At 72.2% G+C, this 20,240-nt stretch carries 16 protein-coding genes; 13 read left to right on the top strand and 3 right to left on the bottom strand.

Features of this window, described 5'->3' with window-relative positions:
• The first annotated feature begins 61 nt into the window (after positions 1-61).
• The 4 genes from BFV98_RS00395 to BFV98_RS00380 all read left to right on the top strand — a co-directional run bounded on the left by BFV98_RS00395 (position 62) and on the right by BFV98_RS00380 (position 2,584).
• On the top strand, positions 62-463 hold the full coding sequence (locus BFV98_RS00395; protein WP_071094332.1) for a DUF6153 family protein: 402 nt from the start codon (positions 62-64) through the stop codon (positions 461-463).
• Between the two features lie 76 nt (positions 464-539).
• Positions 540-1,196, top strand: coding sequence for a DUF305 domain-containing protein (locus BFV98_RS00390; protein ID WP_071094330.1), 657 nt, complete (start codon positions 540-542; stop codon positions 1,194-1,196).
• A 108-nt stretch (positions 1,197-1,304) separates the two neighbouring features.
• Positions 1,305-1,667, top strand: coding sequence for a BlaI/MecI/CopY family transcriptional regulator (locus BFV98_RS00385; RefSeq protein ID WP_013287118.1), 363 nt, complete (start codon positions 1,305-1,307; stop codon positions 1,665-1,667).
• Complete coding sequence (locus tag BFV98_RS00380; RefSeq protein WP_071094328.1) at positions 1,664-2,584, top strand: M56 family metallopeptidase; 921 nt, start codon at positions 1,664-1,666, stop codon at positions 2,582-2,584. The genes BFV98_RS00385 and BFV98_RS00380 overlap by 4 nt, the downstream gene beginning before the upstream one ends.
• Before the next feature lie 50 nt (positions 2,585-2,634).
• Here the strand turns inward: BFV98_RS00380 and BFV98_RS00375 are convergent, their stop codons facing one another.
• Positions 2,635-4,176, bottom strand: coding sequence for a CopD family protein (locus tag BFV98_RS00375; RefSeq protein WP_071094326.1), 1,542 nt, complete (start codon positions 4,174-4,176; stop codon positions 2,635-2,637).
• Positions 4,177-4,587: 411 nt separating this feature from the next.
• On the opposite strand from BFV98_RS00375, the gene BFV98_RS00370 reads away from it, so the two are divergent.
• The 6 genes from BFV98_RS00370 (at position 4,588) to BFV98_RS00345 (ending at position 10,955) form a co-directional block, all read left to right on the top strand.
• The gene (locus BFV98_RS00370; protein WP_071094323.1) at positions 4,588-7,506 is read left to right on the top strand and encodes an AfsR/SARP family transcriptional regulator; all 2,919 of its coding nucleotides are present in this window, start codon (positions 4,588-4,590) and stop codon (positions 7,504-7,506) included.
• A 65-nt stretch (positions 7,507-7,571) separates the two neighbouring features.
• The gene (locus tag BFV98_RS00365) at positions 7,572-7,808 is read left to right on the top strand and encodes a hypothetical protein (protein ID WP_013287122.1); all 237 of its coding nucleotides are present in this window, start codon (positions 7,572-7,574) and stop codon (positions 7,806-7,808) included.
• Positions 7,809-7,878: 70 nt separating this feature from the next.
• Complete coding sequence (locus tag BFV98_RS00360) at positions 7,879-8,361, top strand: hypothetical protein (protein WP_030268115.1); 483 nt, start codon at positions 7,879-7,881, stop codon at positions 8,359-8,361.
• Between the two features lie 3 nt (positions 8,362-8,364).
• Positions 8,365-10,143 carry an ABC transporter ATP-binding protein gene (locus BFV98_RS00355; RefSeq protein WP_030268113.1) on the top strand — a complete coding sequence of 593 codons (1,779 nt, stop codon included), beginning with the start codon at positions 8,365-8,367 and terminating at the stop codon, positions 10,141-10,143.
• Complete coding sequence (locus BFV98_RS00350; protein ID WP_013287125.1) at positions 10,140-10,451, top strand: S24/S26 family peptidase; 312 nt, start codon at positions 10,140-10,142, stop codon at positions 10,449-10,451. The genes BFV98_RS00355 and BFV98_RS00350 overlap by 4 nt, the downstream gene beginning before the upstream one ends.
• Before the next feature lie 3 nt (positions 10,452-10,454).
• Positions 10,455-10,955 carry a MauE/DoxX family redox-associated membrane protein gene (locus tag BFV98_RS00345; protein WP_071094321.1) on the top strand — a complete coding sequence of 167 codons (501 nt, stop codon included), beginning with the start codon at positions 10,455-10,457 and terminating at the stop codon, positions 10,953-10,955.
• Here BFV98_RS00345 and BFV98_RS31325 read toward each other — a convergent pair.
• A complete protein-coding gene (locus BFV98_RS31325; protein WP_083395213.1) occupies positions 10,906-11,124 on the bottom strand; it encodes a PEP-utilizing enzyme in 219 nt (72 codons plus the stop codon). The two genes, BFV98_RS00345 and BFV98_RS31325, sit on opposite strands and share 50 nt — an antisense overlap.
• Before the next feature lie 151 nt (positions 11,125-11,275).
• Positions 11,276-14,224, bottom strand: a complete 2,949-nt coding sequence (locus BFV98_RS00340; protein WP_071094319.1) for a hypothetical protein — start codon at positions 14,222-14,224, stop codon at positions 11,276-11,278.
• 322 nt (positions 14,225-14,546) lie between these two features.
• Here BFV98_RS00340 and BFV98_RS00335 point away from each other — a divergent pair, with 322 nt between their 5' ends.
• The 3 genes from BFV98_RS00335 to BFV98_RS00325 all read left to right on the top strand — a co-directional run bounded on the left by BFV98_RS00335 (position 14,547) and on the right by BFV98_RS00325 (position 20,202).
• Positions 14,547-17,546 (top strand): BTAD domain-containing putative transcriptional regulator, encoded by a 3,000-nt coding sequence (locus tag BFV98_RS00335; protein ID WP_071094317.1) that lies wholly within the window; start codon positions 14,547-14,549, stop codon positions 17,544-17,546.
• 243 nt (positions 17,547-17,789) lie between these two features.
• A complete protein-coding gene (locus BFV98_RS00330; protein ID WP_030268103.1) occupies positions 17,790-19,061 on the top strand; it encodes an acyl-CoA dehydrogenase family protein in 1,272 nt (423 codons plus the stop codon).
• Between the two features lie 7 nt (positions 19,062-19,068).
• A complete protein-coding gene (locus BFV98_RS00325; protein ID WP_071094315.1) occupies positions 19,069-20,202 on the top strand; it encodes a nucleotide disphospho-sugar-binding domain-containing protein in 1,134 nt (377 codons plus the stop codon).
• The last annotated feature ends 38 nt before the right edge of the window (positions 20,203-20,240 follow it).

Raw genomic sequence — 20,240 nt, 5'->3', positions numbered from 1 at the left:
TCCTTCTACTATGCGGTTGTAGTAGAAGAGGATGTCGGGGCGGCCGACCTCTGGGGGTGGGATGCGACAGGTGAGGGTGGGGCGTCCACCGGCGCGCGCGCCGCTGCGGCTGGCGCTTCTCGTCGCCGTGACGCTCGGCGTGTTCGGCATGCACACCCTCGGCCACCCGGGCGAACCCGGAGCCGCCCACGCGAGCACCGCCCACCGGAGCGCCGCCGCGCCCGCCGCCGAACACGGACCCGACGGCTCGCCTGGACACCGGGGCGGGGAGCACGCGTTCACCGTGTGCCTGGCGGTGCTGGGCGGCGCACTGATCCTCGGCGTCCTGTCCCTGCTGCGGTCCCGCCATCGCGGCGCACGCACGCCGACCGGCCACCGCCGGCGGGTGATCAGCCCGGATCGAGGTCCACCCCGCCGGCCCATCGGGCTGCGACTGCGAGCCGTCACGTTCCTGCGCACGTGAGCAGACCCCGGTCCGGCGCCTCGCCCGGACCGACGGCCCTGTTCCGACCCACCTCACGACAAGGACCACGTACCAGATGACGCCAACCATCCTGCGTCGCGCCGCCCTCGCGGGCGTCGCCCTGTCCGCCCTGCTCACCGTCGCCGCCTGCGGTGGCGCGGACGACGCCGGCGGCATGACGCACGACGCCGGCAGTGCCGCGCCGAGTGCCTCGTCCTCGGCCAACGCCACCGCCAACGACGCGGACGTGATGTTCGCCCAGATGATGATCCCGCACCACCAGCAGGCCGTCGCCATGGCCGACCTGGCCCCGACCCGCGCGAGCGACAGCGAACTGAAGAACCTGGCCGCAAAGATCAAGGCAGCGCAGGACCCGGAGATCACCACCATGAAGGGCTGGCTCACGGCCTGGGGCAAGCCCACGGACCTGCCCAGCGACCACAGCATGCCCGGCATGAGCGCCACGCCCGGGCACGGCATGCCGGGGATGGACGCGGGGATGCCCGGCATGATGTCCGAGCAGCAGATGACGGACCTCGCCGCGGCGAAGGGCCCCGCGTTCGACAAGATGTTCGCCGAGATGATGATCGCCCACCACAAGGGCGCCATCGACATGGCCCGGACCGAGCAGGCCGACGGGAGCAACCCCGAGGCCAAGGCGCTGGCCGCCAAGATCGCCTCTGATCAGGCCGCCGAGGTGCAGACCCTGCAGAAGATCCTCGACCGCCTGTAGCCGGCGTGGTGCGGCCGGTTCCGGCCTTGGCGTCGGAACCGGCCGCACCGCCGCGCGGTGACTCCGCCGCGTCGCCTCGCGTACCCTGAGCGACACGAAGGAGGGCACGTGGCGGAACTGGGCAAACTCGAATCGGCCGTCATGGACGTGCTGTGGCGTGCCTCTGATCCGGTGCTCGTGCGCGACGTCCTCGACGCGGTGACCACCGAGCGGGCGCTGGCGTACACGACCGTCCTCACCGTGCTGGACAACCTGCACCGTAAGGGCTGGGCCGTTCGCGAGAAGGACGGCAAGGCCTACCGCTATCGCGCCGCCGGCACCCGCGAGGAGATCACCGCGCGCACCCTGCGTCGGGTCATCGAGACGAGCAGCCATCCCGACCTGGTGCTCATGCACTTCGCCCGGTCCGCCTCCGACCACGAGCTGCACATCCTCCGGCGGGTCCTCGACGAGCGGAAGTCCGAGGCGTGAGCCTCGCGCTCGCCCTCGTCACCGGCGCCGCGGCCGTGGCCTGGTGGGGTCCCGCCGCGCTGCGGTGGTGCTTCCGGCATGTCGCCGATCCCGTCGCGATGCTGCTCGGCTGGCTCGGCCTGCTCGTCGCGATGATCGCCACCTTTCTCCTGGCCACCGTGATGCTCCTCGCCCCGGGCAGCACCCGGCAGTGGGCACTGCACGACCTCGCTCGCGTCTGCTGGCACTGGGCCCAACCCAGCCGGCCAGCCGCCGTCGACGAGGTCGTCGGGGCGGTAGGAGCCCTGCTCCTGCTGACCGTGCTCGCCCGCTTCACCATGACCTGCACCCAGCGGGCCTACCGCGCCCACCGCGCCCGTCGCGCCCACGCCGACCTGCTCACGCTCGCCGGCGGGCCGCCTGCGTCCGGTGAGGCGGTGCTGTGGATTCCACACCCGACCCCGATGGCGTACAGCATCGGCGGATCCCGCGGACTCACGGTCCTGGCCAGCGCCGCCGGTGACCTGCCGGCAGAGCAGCTCGCCGCGGTGCTCAGCCACGAACGCGCCCACCTGCGCGAGCGCCACCACCTCCTCGTCGGCGCAGTGGAGGGGCTCGCGGCGGCCGTACCGTGGCTGCCACTGACCCGGCAGGCGCCCTCGGCCGTACGCCTGCTCGTCGAACTGCGCGCCGATGCCGCCGCGGTCCGCGAGTGCGGCCCGAGCGCCGTACGCGACGCGCTGCTGACCTTCGCCGGCGCGCCGCACCCACCGTCGGCGCTGTCGATGGCCGGCGCCGAGGTGGCCATCCGACTCCAACGCCTTCAGGGGTACCGGCCGGACCGCCGCAACGGGCTCGCCCGCGCCGCGCTCGCCTCGGCCACCCTGGCCGCACCCCTGGTCGTCGGCGTGGCCGCCGGCATCCTGTTCTGCCTGTAACCCCCGCAACCCCGTCCGCGACACGCGGCCGTGCGTCCGGTGGGCGTTGCCTACGTGCCGGCGTTGACCAGGATCGCGGTGACCAGCAGGACAGCGACCATCAGCACCGCCTCGACCAGCACCGTGCGACGCAGGCGACGCGTGCCGCCCGGCACGGGATCGTCCAACCGGGGTACCACCCGCCTGCTGTTGTAGAGCCCGATGACGGCGACGACCGCCACCAACGCGACCTTGACCAGCAGCACCCGCCCCCAACTGGTGCTCACCAGGTGACCCGGCCGGTCCAGGATCGCCACGGTCAACGCGACGCCGGCGACTCCGGTCAACGTCACCGCCGCCGTGGCCGGCACGGAGAACCGCACCGCCATCTCGGCGGCCCCGGTCGGCGCACCGAGACGTGCACGCCCCAGCAGCAGCGCGGCCAGGAGCAGGACCCCACCGACCCACACGGCTGCGGCGAGAGTGTGCGCGACGTCCGCCGCCACGACGATCATCCGCGGTCGCGCGGTGACGGTGTGCCCGTCGAGCAGGAACGAACCCACCAGCAGCGCCACGGTGACACCCAGAAGCACAGGCCGGACCGCGCGCGCCCGGACCCGGTGCGCGTCGTCGTCGTGCGCTTCGCCGACGGTGGGCACGACCAGGGGTTGAGGGTCGGTCGGGATACCGGCGACGGTCGCTGCGGCGTGCCGGCCGACCGCGTGCCGGCCCCGGATCAACGCCGGCTCCAAGGACCCGGCCACGAGCAACCCGGCCGCGCCGGCGAGCCGCAGACCCAGGCCGGCGGCCACCGGTGTACGACTGAGCGCGGTCAACGCCTGTGTGCCGGCCGCCGAGGCGAGACCACCATCGGCACTGAACACCGCCGCCAGCGCCGCGAGTTCGAGCACCGCGCCGGCTGCCACCGTCAGCCCGGCCGCCCGCACCCAGACCTGGACCAGCTGGATGTCGCGGCGCGTTCCCACCAGCGTGGTCAACGCGAAGACCAGACCACCGACACCGAGCAGGGTCGCCCCGTAGGACAGCCACCGGCCCGCCACGCCGACGAACCGCACCGCCCCCTGTTCGGCGTCAGCGGTATGACCCACCGCGTGCCCGCCGGCATGGGCCGACGGCGACGCCGACGGCAGTCCTGGCACACCGTGACCGGCATGCCCGGGCGGACCGGCGGTGGGCCGGGGCGTGGCCGTCACCCCGGGTGCCGCAGCCGACGGAACCACAGTGAACGCCACGTCGCCGGTCAGCGGGTGAGCATCGGGGGCGGCGACACTCCACCGCAGCGCGAACTCCCCGCCGGTCAACGGGGCGGCCGGGTGCACCAGCCACGTACGACCCCCGTCCGGGGTGTGACTGGTCACCGCAACGGCCTCGCCGTCGCGGGAAAGCCGGAAACCGGCCCCGGTGGGCGTGCCGGGCGCGCTGAACGTCAGCCGGACCTCTCCGACAGCGCCACTCACCCGCGCGCCGTCGGCCGGCACGGCCTTGACCAGCTTGAAGTGCGCGGCGGCCGGCGAGGCGAACCCGAGCACCACGAACAGGGCTGGACACCACGCCAGCCATACCAGCAGCACCCACCGTGCCACGCCACGCATCGGCAACCTGCGCCGGGAAGACCTCGTCGATGCGGCGGACACCGTCAGGCCACCTGGGCATGCCGCGAGAAAGGCACTGCTGAACCCTCCGTCGAGAAGACATGGACCCGGCGCCCATCGCTCCGACCTGACGCGGTCGCCATCATAGGGCAACTACTAGCAAGGAGTAGTAGCTCACTGGTGCCGCGCAAATCGACGGCGGCCCCGCCAAGGTCGGACACGCGCAGGTCACCAGGGCTCGGGCAGGCCACCGGCGTCGCGGTGTCCGCGTCGGACCGGCCACCCCGCGACCGGGCAGACAGTGGCTCTGGTCACGATCTTCGGGCCGGAACGTCGTGACCAGCGCTTTCAGCGCCGGGAACGTTCCGGACGTGCGGTCACGAAGGGCGCAGACCGCGCTAGTTTTGCGCCGTGCGTGGGTATCGGATCGGCATCCTCGGTCGGATCGAGGTGAGCATCGACGGTGTGGCCGTGTCGCTCGCCCCGCTGGAGCGGGCACTCGTCGCGAGCCTGGCGGCCCACCACGGACGCATCGTCTCCGTCGACCGCCTGATCGACGGGCTCTGGCCGTACGATCCGCCCACGGGGGCGCGCAACCGGGTCCAGGCGGTCGTCGCCTCGGTCCGCCGCGGCGCGAAGCCGGAGCTGATCCTCACCCGCTCGCCCGGCTACCAGCTGAACCCCGTGGCGGTCGTCGACTCGGCGGAGTTCGCCGCCGAGGTAGCGGCCGCCGCGGCCACCGCCGATGCCCGCCGCGCCGTGGAGCTGCTCGACCGGGCGCTGGCGCGCTGGCGCGACGACGCGTTCGTCGACGTCGGGTCGCGGCTCGTCGAGTACGAGCGCGATCGGCTTCGTGAGCTGCGCGAGCACGCGACGGAGCTGCGCGCCGAGGCACTGCTCTCGCTCGGTCTGCACCGGGAACTCGTGCCGGAGCTGACCACGCTGGTCCGCGACCGACCCCTGCGGGAGCGGCTGCGTGGCCAGCTGATGGTGGCCCTGCACCGCAGCGGCCGACAGGCGGAGGCGCTCGCCGTGTACCGGGCCGGGGTCCGGGTGCTGGCGGAGGAGCACGGCATCGACCCGGGGCCGGAGCTGCGGCAACTGCACCGGGAGATCCTCGGCAGCGAGCAGGAGACGTCCCCGCGGGGGTGGGTGCGCCCCAACCAGCTTCCCGGAGTCACCGGTGACTTCGTCGGGCGGGACAAGGAGCTGGGGCTGCTGCTGTCGTTGCTGGGGCGCACCCCGACGGTCGCCGGGGTCGCCCAGGTGATCGTCGTGACCGGGCTGGCGGGAACGGGCAAGACCACGCTGGCGCTGCGCGCGGCCCACGAGAGCCGGCACCGCTTCCCCGGGGGGTGCCTCTACGCGGACCTGCGCGGCAACACCCCGGATCCGGCGCGGCCCGGCACGGTGCTCGGCGCGTTCCTGCGCGCCCTCGGCGTGGCCGGCGAGGCGATCCCGGCGGCGGCCGAGGAGCGCGCGGCGCTGTACCGCTCCGTGCTCGCCGACCAGACCTTGCTGGTGATGTTGGACAGCGCGGCGGACGCGGCGCAGGTGCGTCCGCTGCTGCCGCCCGGCGGCAGCGCTGTCGTCACGAGCACGGGAGCGCTGCCGGGGCTGGCGGGCGCCGAGGTCGTCCCGCTCGACGTGCTGCCGATCGACGACGGCCTGGACCTGCTGGCCGGGCTCGCCGGCGGCGAGCGAATCGACCGGGAGGCCGGGGCCGCCGCCGACGTCGTGGAGCTGTGCGGTCGCCTGCCGCTGGCGTTGCGAATCGCCGGCGTGCGGCTGGCCGAGCGGGAGGCGATGACCGTGGCGCGGTTACGCGAGCGGCTGCGCGACGAGCGACGGCGCCTCGACGAACTCTCCCTCGACGGGCTCGACGTGCGCAGCAGCTTCACCGTCGGGTTCGAGCGGTTGCCGCAGCCCGCCGCGCGGCTGCTCGCGGTGCTCAGCCGCACGTCGCTGCGCAGCTTCGGCATGTGGGACGAGACCACCGAGCCGCTGCTGGAGCAGCTGTGCCGGGCCCACCTGCTGACCGACGACGCCAGCGGCCGGGTACGCATGCACGACCTGGTCAGGCTCGTCGCCCGGGAACGCACCGAGGTCCCCGTCGACGAGGTCGTCGCGTGGTACGCACGGCTGCACGCGTACGCCGAGCGGGCCGACGCGTCGCTGCCCTGCGGGGCCCTGCCGGTGGCCGACGCGGGGCCGGCGCTCGACGCCTGGGAGGCCGTCGACTGGTTCGAGGCGGAGCGGGAGAACCTGGTCGCGGCGGTGCAGGACCTGCTGCGGCTGGGCGCCGTCGACCTGGCGGGGCGGTTGGCCTGCACGATGGGCAACTTCGCGACGATGCGCAGCCAACACCTGCCCGAGCTGGTCGACTGTCTGCGCGCCGTGCTCGACCGCCATGCCGAGCTGCCGTCGGCGACCCGGATGTCGCTGCGGCTGCACCTGGGCACGGCGTACCGGTCGCTGAACCGGCACGCCGAAGCCGTGCCGCTGCTGCGCGCGGCGCAGCGGGCCGGCCGCGGGCGGTGGGTGGCGCACCGCCTCGTCGCCCTGCAGGGCTACTCGCTGTGCTGCCGCCACCTCGGCAGGTTGCGGGAGGCGGACGCCGCGCTGCTGGTGATGGTGCGGCTGTGCGCCGCGCACTGGCCGGTCGGCCGCGTCGGCGGGCACGTGCTGCTGGCCCTCGGCATGCAGCACGGGCAGTACCGGCTCACCTCCCCGTTCGCCTTGGACGCCTGCGCTGCGGCCCTGCGGGTCTTCGTCGACGACGGCGACCTGTGGGGCGAGGCGCTCGCGCGGGAGACCATCGGGCTGCTGCACCGGCACGCCGAGCAGTGGCCGCCAGCCGTGGAGCAGCTTCGGCAGGCGGTGGCCGCCGCGCGCCGGCTCGGCGACCGGATGAGCGTGACCACGGCCGAGCAGGCGCTGGCCGCGACGCACCTCGCGGCCGGCGACGGCGAGGCGGCACGGCGGCTGCTGCGGCGTACGGTGCTGGCGTTCCACGAGCTGCGTCACGAGTGGGGCGAAGCGATCTCCCGGCGGCTGCTCGGCAAGGCGCACCTCGAGGAGGGCGACGCGGACCGGGCGGTGGTGGAACTGGAGAGTTCGGTGGCGATGCTGCGCGGCGTCGGGCAGCCGTTCCCGCTGGCGAACTCGCTGCACCTGCTCGCGCGGGCGCAGGCCACCCTCGGCAGGCACGACCGGGCCGTCGCGCTGGGCGAGGAGGCGCTGCACATCTTCGAGCACTTCGACTCCGCGTACGTCGACGACCTGCGCGAATCGCTGACGCGTTGGCGGAGCGCAGCCGGCGCGCAGTAGGAGCGCAGGGCGCGCGCAGCGGCACCCAGCACAGTGATGGCAGTCACCCACCAAGGAGGTCTGCCATGACCAAGCTCATCAACCGCGTCGGCGACGCGATGCTCAGCAAGGTGCTCGGCCGCGAGGTGGCCGGCGCCTGCGTGCCGGAGCACGGCCAGTCGTGCTGCGCGGTGTCCAACGGCTACTGCTCGGGCGGTTCGTACTTCCGCTACTACCGGCGGAGCACCCTGTCCTGCACCGGCGTGTGCTCGGTCACGACGTCGTCGCCGATCTGCTACACCAAGAAGGTCGGCGTCTGCTGACCTGGCTCATCCTCGGGGGCCGCGCCGTCGGCGCGGCCCCCACCCCCCGCTGACTCGTTGAGGAGTTCCCATGCCGGGTTTCGCCTACGCCGCCATCGCCGTGATCGGCGCGGTCGCCGTGCTCAACCTCGTCCTGACCCTGGCCCTCGCCCGGCGGCTCCGGGAGACGCAGACCGCCGCCGCCCACGACGGCGGGGCCGCCCCCGAGGTGCTGCCCGCCCCGGGCCTGGAGGTCACCGGCTTCCCGCACGTCGACCTGACCGCAGGTCGGCGCACGGTGGTCATGCTGACCCCCACCTGTCCACCGTGCCAGACCATCCTGGACACCCTCACCGTCGACGCCCGGCGCTACCGCCACGACACCTTCGTGTTCATGATCGGCATGCCGGAGGACACGGTGGAGATGGCGCCCCGCCTGGCCGACTTCGACACGGCGACCATCAACGAGGACCAGGCGGAGAAGGAGTTCGGGGTCAAGGGCTTCCCCGCCGTGCTGTCGGTCGTCGACGGCGTCGTCGTCAACTCCAGCCACCAGCTTCCGGTCCTGGCCTGAGACGTGGCCACGCTGCGAGCCGCCCTGCGACTGGGCTGCGCGGACCGCAGGGCGCTCGCCGCCACGGTCGCCCTCGTCGTCATCGGCGCGGCGCCCCCGATCGGCGTCGCGTGGTTCACCAAGCTGCTGTTTGACGAGGTCGGCAGGGGCCGCTCGGCCGACCCGTCGACCGCCACCTGGTACGCCGTGGCGATCGCCGTCCTGGGCGCGCTGGCGGCGATCGCCAGCCGGGTGTCCGGATACTTCACCACGGCCCTGCAGAACGCGATCACGATCGCCGCCGACGTGCGGCTGTACCGGAAACTGAACACCTTCGTCGGGCTGGGCCCGTTCGAGCAGCCGGCCCTGCGCGACCGGCTGGCGCTGGCCCAGCAGGCCGCCACCCAGGCGCCGTACGTGGTCGTCATGTTCGCGGTCGACGTGGCCCAGAACGTCGTCACCATCGGCGGCTTCGCCGTGATCCTGACGTCCCTCTGGCCGCCGGCCGGTCTGCTCCTGCTCGCCGTGGCGGTGCCCGACTTCCTCATCCAACTGCGACTGTCCCGGCGGACCGCGCGGGCCGTGGAGGAGAGCGCCAGCCTGTTCCGGGCCCGGTTCCTGTTCCAGACCGTGCTGACCGACCTGCGCGCCGCCCGGGAGGTGCGCCTCTACCACCTCGGCCGTTTCTTCCACGACCGGCTCATCGGCGCGGTGCGCTCGGCCGCCGGGATCGAGCTGGCCGCCGCCCGGCACACCACGACGGTGCAGGCGTGCTGGGCGTTGGCCGGCGCCGCGGTGACCCTCACCGCGACGGTGTTCGCGGTGAACGCCACGGTCCGTGGCCGGCTCAGCCTCGGCGACCTCACCCTCCTGCTGGCCGCGTTCACCGCGGCGCACAGCGGCCTGGCCGGCATCGCCGCCCAGCTCGGCGAGGCCGGTGCCGCCATGCGGCTGTTCCGGCACTACGTCGCCGTCCTCGACAGCCCCACCGACCTGGTCGACGGAACCGTGCCGGCGCCGCCGCTGCGCACCGCGATCAGGTTCGAGGACGTATGGTTCCGCTACGACGAGGACGGCCCCTGGGTCCTGCGGGGCGTCGACCTCACGATCACCGCCGGGCAGGCCGTCGGGCTCGTCGGACTCAACGGGGCCGGCAAGAGCACCCTGGTCAAGCTGCTCTGCCGGTTCTACGACCCGGACCGCGGCCGGATCACGTGGGACGGGGTGGACCTGCGCGAGCTGCGGATCGAGACGGTGCGCCGGCGGATGGGCGCGGTGTTCCAGGATTTCATGTGCTACGACCTCACCGCCGAGGAGAACGTCGGCATCGGCCGGCTGCCGCACACGACCGAGCAGGTCGCCGAGGCCGCCGCGCACGCCGAGATCCACGACCGCCTCCGCGCCCTCCCCCACGGGTACGCCACGCTGCTCAGCCGCACCTTCGCCGGCCAGGACGGCGAGCCCGGCGTGACGCTCTCCGGCGGGCAGTGGCAGCGGGTCGCGCTCGCCCGGTCCCTGATGCGCGCCGACGCCGACCTGCTCATCCTGGACGAGCCCAGCTCCGGGCTCGACGCGGACGCCGAGACCCGCGTGCACGCCTCGCTGACCCGGATCCGCCACGGCCGCACCGGGCTGCTGATCTCCCACCGGCTCAGCACCCTGCGCGACGCGCGGCGCATCGTCGTGCTGGACGCCGGGCGAGTCGTCGAGTCGGGCACGCACGACGAGCTGATGGCGGCCGACGGCGAGTACGCCCGGCTCTTCCGCCTCCAGGCGGACGGCTACCAGCTGGCGGCGACATGACCGGCTGGCTGCGCCGCCGCTGGCGCCTCGTGGTGGTGAGCGGGCAGAGCATGGCGCCGACGCTGCGGGACGGCGACCGGCTCATCGTCCGCGTCGGCCGGGCGCCCGCCGTCGGTGACCTCGTCGTCTTCCGGGCCCGCGACGTCGTCCCCGCCTCCGACCTGACGTGGATGGTCAAGCGGGTGCACCGGGTCGAACCGGACGGCGCCGTGACGGTACGGGGCGACAACACCCACAGCCAGGACTCGCGGCATTTCGGCGCGGTGCCACCCGAGGCGGTCCTCGGCGTGGTCAGAGGGAGGCGATGACAGATGTACGTCGAGATCGGGTGCCGGGTGCTGCTCGGCACGGTCCTGCTGGCGGCGGCGGTCGGGAAGGTCTCCGGCCGCGACGCCTACCGCGAGTTCACGCGCTCCGTGCGCGACATGGGCTTCCGGCCCGCCGGCCCGCTCGCCGCGGCCGTGGTCGCCGCCGAGTTCACCGCCGTGGTCCTGCTGGCGGTGTTCCCGCTGGCCGGATTCCTCGCCTCGGGCGCCCTGCTGCTCGCCTTCACCGCCGCCATCGTCGCGAACCTGCCGCGCGGCGGCGGCACCTGCCGCTGCTTCGGCCGCACCGCCGCGCCCCTGGGCCGGCACCACGTGTGGCGCAACGCGTTCCTCGTCGCCTGTGCCGTCGCCGGCGCGCTCGCGCCGGCCGGTGCCGTACGCCCCGGCGAGGCGGTCCTGGCCGGCGCCGCCGCGCTGGCCGTCGGCGTGCTGGTCGTCATGCTGGACGAGCTGCGCTACCTGTTCGGCGCCGCCAGCCGCACGTGACACAGCCGACCACGGCCGGGATGCCGCGGGTCCGGGCCGGGATCGCGGTGTGGCTGGTCGGCCCGCCCTCGGCCGTGACCAGGCCTGGTTCGAGACCGGCGGTGTCGGCGGGCGCCAGGTCGCCGGCGATGAGCAGGTACGGGTGGCCGGGGTCCGGCACGCCCGGCATCGGCGGCCCCAGGCATGCCGCGACGTGGGGCCCGCAGGTCGTCGAAGTCGCTGACCCCACGTCGCGGTCGCGCTCTTGGAGGCACACACCGGTACCGGTGATGCCCGATGGCTCCGCCGGGCGTGTCCTACGCCCGGCGGAACCGCAGTGGTTATCCGAGGACGAACCGGAAGAAGCGGGGGCGGTAGATGCCCGGATCGCGGTAGTGGTCCGCTTCCGGGGAGACACGGGTGTCCATGCTGTTGACGTTGTAGGAGGCGATGAAGGTGTCACCGGAGCTGAGCGCGGGGTGCACGTGGGCGTTGTAGGAGATGACGTTGGGGTTCCAGTAGCTGCCGTAGGGGCCGGGTTCCGGCATGCGGTAGACCGGGGTCTTCTGGGTGAAGGGGCCGTACGGTGAGCAGGACGTCCAGGCGTTGATCTGTCCGCTGAACGCCTCGGTGCTGTCCTGGCTGAGGAGGAGGAACTGTCCGCCCCAGGGGGTGACGCTGTACTCGTTGGCGATGCCGGTCAGCAGGTTGCGGGAGTTCTGCTCGCGGAGCGTCCAGCCCCACGGCGTGTGGTACTGCCAGGTGCCGTTGGCGAGGTCGCTGCCGTACACCCGGGCGATGCGCATCTGCTTGTTGATCGGGGAGTCGTCGACGCCGTAGACGTAGGTGTAGCCGTCGCCGCTGCGGCTGGCCGGCAGCAGCCCCGAGCCCCAGGCGACCCCGCTGGCAGAGGGCAACCCCCGGACGCTGACCGGGGTCCGCAGGTTGGACAGGGCGAAGTTGGCGACGACGTTGCGGTTGAACCGCCAGTCCCAGGCGCCGGAGCCGAACCGCTCGTACTCCTGGTACACGACTTGAAGTTGTCCGCCAGAGAGGTGGCCGTCACCGACCCAGTACCACTTTCCGGGTCCGGACGGCGGCATCAACGCCCGAGGCGCCCCGGCGGTGCCGCCCTGGTAGGTGGTGAGGCTGCCGCCGTTCTGCACGACGAAGGTGTTGTTGACCAGGGGGGCGCTCACCGGGCGGGTGCCGTCGCTGTTGAGCGGGCCCATCCAGGTGTCGGAGAACAGCCAGACGATCCGGCCGTCGGGCAGCTTCACCGAGTACGTGGAGTCGCCGCCGGTCCAGCCGTCCGGCGTGCTGGCGGCGTATCTGTTGAACGCGCCCTCCGGCTCGACCGTGGTCTCGACGCTGTGCACCGAGAGCGGGCGCAGCGCGCACGAGCGGGCCGTGAGTGGCAGCACGCTCTCCACATTCGTGGTGAACGTCTTCGGGCTGCTGTCCGCGTCGGCGGAGTGGATGTCCAGTTCGGTCCAGGTGGTCACCAGAGTGGCCACCATGGGGTACGCGAAGTCCGGCACCGTGATCAGTCCACCCGCGTCGGGATGGCGCACGGTGTGGATGCTCGGGTACTTCGCCAGCGTGCCGGTGCTTCCCGTCGGCGACCAGACGACGACGGCAGATCTGCGGTTGGCGTCCCTGGTGGTGTCCACCATCAGTGTCGAGCAGTATCCGCAGCTCGCGTCGCCGGAGTTCTTGACCGCGCGGAAGTCGTGGTAGACAGCACCGCCCTTACGCAGGATGTCCTGGTACTCCGCCTGGGTGCCGGCGGGCGTCGAGTGACTCTTCCGGGCCGGTCTGGCGCCCCCGAGGGCGTCGTCGCTCGTCCCGCTCGCGCCGGTGAGGTTGCTGCGCCACAGGCTCGCGTCGGAGTCGGAGTAGCCGTAGATCCGCCAGGCGTCCACGGTCGGGGCGGGCGCGGCGTTCGCCTTGGCCAGTCGGTAGTTGGCGATGTGGTAGTTGAGGAGCATGTCCGCGAAGTTCAGGCCGTAGCCCTCAGCGGTGTGCCGGATCGCCTCGATCGGCAGATGGTCGTGGTCCCGGATGCTCTCCCAGGTGCGTCGCACGAAGGAGGCGTCGACCTGCTCGGTGAGGTAGGTCGGCAGCAGGAACGCGCCATACTGCGGACCGCCGCCCAGCCCGCCCCAGGAGTTGAGTGCCGCCCCGGGCTTGCTGAGCACGTCGTAGACGTTGCGGGCGTACAGCTTCTCCTCGCCGGGGATGGGCACGTACGGCGCCCGGACGTAGGTCTGGCGGGTCGCCCACTCCGCGGTGGCCTCCATCCACCAGTTCATCGAGCCGAACTCCTTGCCACCCACGAAGAGGGCCAGGTAGTCCAGGCCGACGTCGGACCGGTCCCAGTACTGGTACTGCATGACGTGGAACAGCTCATGCCGCGGCAGGTAGTCCCAGTCGTCCTGCCCGTTGGGCACCAGCATGGTCGCCTGCTGGTTCAAGCCGAACGGCAGGACGAACGGCGCGTCGATCGGCAGGCCGACCCCGCCGACGATCGGAATCTCGTCGACGCCGTAGACCAGCACCCAGGGCTTGCCGTCCCGCACGGGCAACGGGTAGCCCATCTCGCGATACTCGTCGACGGCGATCGAGAGCGCGTTCAGCAGATGCTGCACCGCCTTCGCCCGGCCGTTCGGGTTGGCGTCCGCCGGGATGCCCGGCCTGCCTCCACCGGCGATGTTGTAGAGGACGAGGAACTCGCCGGCCGACGCCCGGCAGCGATAGGTGACCCCGAGGTAGTCGTACGGTTCGGCGGCGCAGTCGTCGTAGCCGGCGGCCGTGGCGGCGCCGGCAGGCACCGCGACATCTGGCGCGATCGTCCGCGCCGCCTCCGGATCGGCGCTCGCCGCCAACATCGACAGGTATGTCAGATATCGCTGCGGGTCGCGGATGGCCCCGGTCGGTCGAAGGTGCGCCGGCACCGCCCGGGGCGAGCGCACCGCGCCCAGGCCGTACCGCACCGCGTCGTCGCGGGAGAGCTTCCCCCGGTGGTACGCCGAGAGCACGCGTTCCCCGGGGCCGAAGTCGGGCGGGGCGGCCGTCCTGCCGGTGGCGGTGCTGAGCGGCGCCTCCTTGAACGGCGTCGGTTGCGGGACCGGCGGGGCGGCGACTCGCGGTTCGGTGTGCGGCGGCGCGACGGCTCCCACGGCGGCTGGCGCCGCGGCCGAATCGGGCGCCGCCTGCGCGGCGCCACTGGTCAACACGGCCGCTGCCAGCACAACTGTCGCGCTGAGCAGGGCCAGGGGGTCTCTCATCGCACTCCCTCTGTTGGATGACCGGCCGGTGCCGTCCGGTGGGCGGCGCGTCGGGCCGGTGGATCGTTGTGCTCGGCCAGCAGGCATCGCACCCCGGCGATTGCGTCGCTCATCGCCCCCCCGGATGAGCGCACCGGACTCTGCGCACCCTTCGTCGCTCGCGGCCACCCCGTGCTGGCCGCGCCGCGAAGCGCACGCTCGTACCGCCCGCTCACTGTCAGCGGGCTCGACCATAATCAGGGCCGGCGCATGCAGCGATCTTGCAAAATGCTTGCAGAGGAGTCGCGCCGGCCCGCACACGCAGCGACGGCAGGGAAGGCACATGGAGTTTCGGGTCCTCGGGCCGGTGGAGATCTGGTCCGAGGGTGTCCGCGTCGCCATCGGAGGACGACAGCCCCGGTTGCTCCTGGCGGCGCTCGTCCTGGAGGCCAATCGACCGGTACCTGCGGACCGGCTCATCGACCTGATCTGGGCTCAGGCGCCTCCACCCAGCGCACGAGCGACGGTGCAGGCCATGGTCTCGCGCCTACGGGCCACCTTCCGGCAGATCGGTGCATCCGCGCAGCTGCTGAGCGAGCGCGGCGCCTACCGGCTGCACGCCGATCCGGCGACCGTCGACGCACACCGCTTCTCCGCCCTCGTCCAGCAGGCCGCAGGCTCTTCCGACGATCGCACCACCGTGGAGTTGCTGGACCAGGCGCTGGACCTGTGGCGAGGTGAGCCACTGCTCGACGTCGTCGACGATTCCGGACGCCAACTGCTCTGTTCGGGTCTCGTCGAGGCCCGTTGGACGGCTGCGGAGGACCGGGCGGACGCGCTGCTGCGGCTGGGTCGCACGAGGAGAGTGGTGCGCGAGCTGTCCGACCAGGTGGCCGGACAGCCCTATCGGCACCGCCTCGTCGGTCAGCTCATGACAGCCCTGTATCTCGAGGGCCAGGCCGATCGAGCATCGGAGGTCTACCGCGATCTCCGCACCCGGCTACACGACGATCTCGGCCTGGAACCGTCACGCGAGCTCAGCCGCCTGCACCGGCTCATCCTCAGGGGCGATCCGGTGCTGCCGGCGGAACGCGACGACGCACTGCCGAGCGTCCCGCACCGTCCGGAAGAGCTGCCACAGGACGTGCCAGGTTTCATCGGTAGAACTGACGAGATGACCCGTCTCGACCAGCTGTCGGGCGGATCCAGCGCCACGACGGTCTGGGTTCTCAGCGGAATCCCCGGAGTCGGAAAGACGGCGCTGGCGGTGCGCTGGGCGCATCGGGTACGTGACGCCTTCCCCGACGGTCAGATGTTCATCGACCTGCGCGGCTTCGACGTCGAGCGCCCACCCGTCACACCGTCCGCCGCGCTCGGACAGCTACTCGGTGGGCTTGGTGTCGACCCCCGCGTCGTTCCGGACGATCAGGACGGCCGGGTCTCGCTGTTCCGCTCGACGATGACCGGCCGCAGGATTCTGCTGGTGCTGGACAATGCTCGTGACGCTGACCAGGTGATACCGCTGATCCCGCCCAGCGGCACCGTGCTGATCACCAGCCGTCGTCGGCTCGGTGAGCTGGTCGTCCGGGCCGGCGCCCGATCTCTGCTGCTGGGCGTGCTCAGCCCGACGGACTCCGTACGGCTGCTGGCGGCGATGCTCGGCGACGAGGCCGTCCGGGTCGAGGCTGGCGCCGCGGCCCGCCTCGCCCACCTCTGCGGGCACCTGCCACTGGCACTGCGGATAGCGGCAGCGAACCTGCAGACGAGCGGCCATCCCCGCATCGCCGGACTGGCCGAGGAACTCGACGAGGGCGGTCCTCTCACCAGCCTGACCGTCGACGGTGCCGACGAGGGCGCGGTCACGAAGGCCTTCGCGATGTCGTATCGGGCCCTGCCCACCGCTCAGCAACGAATGTTCCGTCACATCGGGCTGGTCCCCGGTGGCAGCTTCACCCCCCACGTCGCCGCCGCGCTCGAGGGGGTCGCGCCCCCCATCGCGACGAGAACACTTCGCGCCCTCGCGTCCGCACACCTGATCGAGCATCAGGGAGGCGACAGATACCGGTTTCACGACCTGCTCCGCCAGTACGCCGTGGACCGGCTCGTCACGGAGGACGACGACACCACCCGTCACGACGCCCGGCAGCGTCTGCTTGAGCACTATCGCAGCAGGGCCGACGCCGCCGGACGTCAACTCATCCCCCACTTCCTCAGGCTCCCCGGGCCGGTCCCGCAACAATCGTTTCCGGATGCCGACGAGGCGTCGGCGTGGCTGGACGCAGAAGCAGCCAATGTCATCGCGGCGATCAACCACGCCGCCGACCACGGGCATGCACGCTTTGTCTGGCAGCTCACCGACGCCCTACGCGCCTGGTTCCACCAGCGTGGACGCCGCGCCGAGTGGCTGTCCGCGGCCACCGGAGGGTTGGCCGCCGCCCAGGCCGCGAACGACCTGACAGCCCAGGCCAGCATGCACCTGAGCATCGCCCTCGCCCACGTCACCGCCGGCCGGTACGAGGAAGCCCGCCAACACCTCCTCGACGGCCTCCGCATCAACGCCCATGACCGGTGGCCGGAGGGACGCACGGCCCTGCTGAACAATCTCAGCGCGGTGCACCAGCGCCTCGGCAACCCCCGAGCCGCAATCGAGTGCGCCCAACAATCCCTGGAGCTCAACCGGCAATACCGCAACGACGGCGGCGAGGCCATGTCCCTCGCCAACCTCGGCTTCGCACACTGGCAGCTCGGCGCGCTGTCACAGGCGGACCAGCACATCCGGGACGCACTAGCCTGCGCGGAACGGAGCGGCTCGCGGTACAACGAAGCGGTGCTTCTGGTCGACCTCGCGGGCATCCGCCGCGACCGTGGAGACCGGGAAGCCGCCGAGGAGTTGTACGACCGGGCGCTGGTCGCCAACCGTGATCTGGGCTATCAGTACGGCGAGGCGACGGCACTCAGCGGACGTGCGTTGTTGTGGTCGATGACGGGCCGCGCACCACGCGCCTGCGCCGACGCGCGACAAGCAGTGGCGTTGACCCAGGAGATCGGCGACGCCGGCACCGAGGCGTGGGCACGCGAGGCTTACGGCCGCGTGCTGCTGGCCGCTGAACGGCCGGCAGAGGCAGCCGAGGAACACCGCCTGGCGCTCGACCTGGCCCGGCAGACCCGGTTCGTGTGGTGCGAGGCGAGTGCCCTGGTGGGGCTGGCGGCGGTGTGCCTGGCCACCGAGCAGCCCGACGTCGCTCGCGAGCACGCCGAGGCCGCGCTGCGCATGGCGATCGAAGCCGGCTACCGGCTGATCGAGTCGCGCGCGCTTGGACTGTTGAAGACGCTCGACGACTGAATCGTCTTGACCGGGCCCACGTACGGCGGCGGCCAACCCGGCGAGATACCAGGCAACAGACTCCCTGTTCCGCTCTGGATGGGTTTCGGGGGCGCTATCCAGGGCTACGGCGGGCCGGCCGACGTCCGTCGCGTTGGTCCCTCGAATCCTCCTTGACGGCGATGATGCCGCTCCAGTGAGGCTCAAATCGTCCGGAGCAGAGTCGGATGCATCTGACGCACACGGTCACAGACTGGAGCATGGATGACCACCACGCCTGTACGAGCACCGGCGGCCGGGGAGTTGCTGGCACCGGTCAGCAAGGAGGGGCAGGCGTTCCTTGACCTGCTGGCCGTGCACATTCCGTACGTGCGGGAGGTAAGCGGAGCGCACGACCGGGACGGCACATTTCCGTTCGAGGTGTTCGATCGCTTTCGCACCTCGGGGGTGTTGGCCGCCACCGTTCCCGCCGAACTGGGCGGTCTCGGGGTGAGCCACATGCACGACGTGGCGCTCGCGCTACGTACCCTCGCCGAGTTCGACGCGTCCGTCGCGCTCGCGCTGCACATGCAGCTCAGCCGTGGGCTCACCCTCACATACGAGTGGCGTTACGGCGCGCCGGAGGCGCAGTCCCTCGCCGAGCGGCTCATGCGTTCGGTCGGCGAGCGCGAGGCGATCATCTGCGGCGCGGTCAAGGACGCGCCGCGTGCCACGACCAGGCTGACTCCGGCGCCTGGCGGAGGTTGGTTGCTCAACGGTCGCAAGACCCTGGTAAGCCTCGCGCCCGCCGCCACACACTTCGCGGTATACGCCGAGGTGCACGTCGACGAGGAACCGCTCCGCCTCGCCGCGCCGGTACTGACCCGCCAGACGCCCGGCCTCACGGTCCTCGACAACTGGGACGGCCTCGGCATGCGCGGCTCGGGCACTGTCGACATCGTCTTCGACAACTGCCCGATCGCAGCGGAGGACGTCCTCCCCAGGGCCGCCGTCGGTGCCCGCCAGGACGCGGTGCTCGCTGGGCAGACGGTCAGCTCGGTCACCATGCTCGGCATCTACGCCGGGATCGCGTCGGCGGCGCGCAACGTGGCCGTCGACTGGACCGTCCGGCGCCGGGTCGACCCAGGAGCGGCGGTCCGGACGCTGCTCGCCGAGATCGAGGCGCGATTGTTCGCACTGCGCTCGTCGGCCGCCGCCGCGCTACGCAATGCCGACGAGCTCGCATTCGACTTCTCGGTCGTTGCCGATGAGCGCGGCCGCCGGATGATGACCCCGTTCCAGTGCGCGAAGCTCATGGTCAACCAGCTCGCGTCAGACATTGTTGATCGCTGCATGACGGTCGTCGGTGGCGCCTCCTTCTCGGCCCGGCACCCGCTCGCCCGCCACTACCGCGACGTGCGCGCCGGCCGATACATGCAGCCGTACACCTACGTCGACGCGATCGACTACCTCAGCGGCCAAGTCCTCTGCTTTGACCAGGACAACGACTACGTCAGCGCCCGGGCGATCAGAGCCCGGCGCGAGCCGTCCCCTTAGGAGAGCCATGCGCGTCCTGTTCATTCCGTCCCCCGGGCTCAGCCACATCCTGCCCACCGTGCCGCTCGCCCACGCCCTTCAGGCCGCGGGCCACCACGTCCGGTACGCGGGTGGCGGCGAGATCCATGCCGTCGCCGAGGCCGGTTTGTGTGGCGTCGACGCCTCGCCCGGCGCCGACTACGCGAAGTTGTTCATCCCCGACGAGACCGACGGCGTCGACCCGATGCACTCCGACGAGGCGGGCGTCGCTGATCTCGCAGCCATGTTCGCCCGGGTCTCGGGGGCCGTGGTGAACGGCGCGCTCGCGTTCGCGAAGCAGTGGCGGCCGGACCTGGTCGTGTACACCCCGACGCAGGGTGCCGGGCCACTCGTCGCCGCTGCGCTCGGGATACCCTGCGCCGAACTGCCGCTCGGGCCGGCCGACGGTGAGGAGCAGCTGCCATCGCTGATCCGTGCGGCGATGGCCACCGACTACGAGCGGCACGCTGTCGGCGGCTCGCCCGGTACCCGGGTCCGGCTCATGCCGATGGCGCCGAGCATCGAGTCATTGTTGCCCGGTCCGCACACGCCGGGTGCCTGGCCGGTGCGGTACCAGCCTTACAACGGCGGTGCGATCCTGCCGGAGTGGCTCGTGGAAGCGCCGGCGCGGCCGCGCATCGCGGTCACGCTCGGCACGATCGACGCCCGCTGGGGTGGGATCGCCCAGCTGGCCCCGTTCATCGAGGCCGCCGGTTCTGTCGAGGCCGAGTTCGTGCTCACTCTGGGCGGCGGTGACGAGGCGCTGCTCGGCAAGTTGCCGCAGAACGTCCGCGTCATCGAGTGGCTCCCGCTGGGTGTGCTCCTGGAGTCCTGCGCCGGGATCATCCACCACGGCGGCAGCGGCACGATCATGACCGCGCTCGTCGCCGGGGTGCCGCAGTGTGTGATCCCGCAGGGTTCCTTCCAGAACATCGGGCGCGACGTGCTGGTCAAGCGAGGCATCGGCTTCTCGACCACTTCGGCGCAGTTGGGTCCCGCAGAGTGCCGGCGGCTCCTCGAGGACGACTCGATGCGCGAGGCGGCTCGGGACGCGGCCTCCGAGGCCGCCACCATGCCGCCGGTCGCCGACCTCGTTCCCCGGTTGGTGCAGCTCACCAGGTGAGCCGGTACGCGAAACGGCCTCGCCCGCGGCGACCGGAC

Origin of the sequence: Micromonospora sp. WMMB235 (assembly GCF_001855515.1) — a bacterium.
GTDB lineage: Bacteria > Actinomycetota > Actinomycetes > Mycobacteriales > Micromonosporaceae > Micromonospora > Micromonospora aurantiaca.
This window is presented reverse-complemented; position numbering and strand designations above follow the sequence as displayed.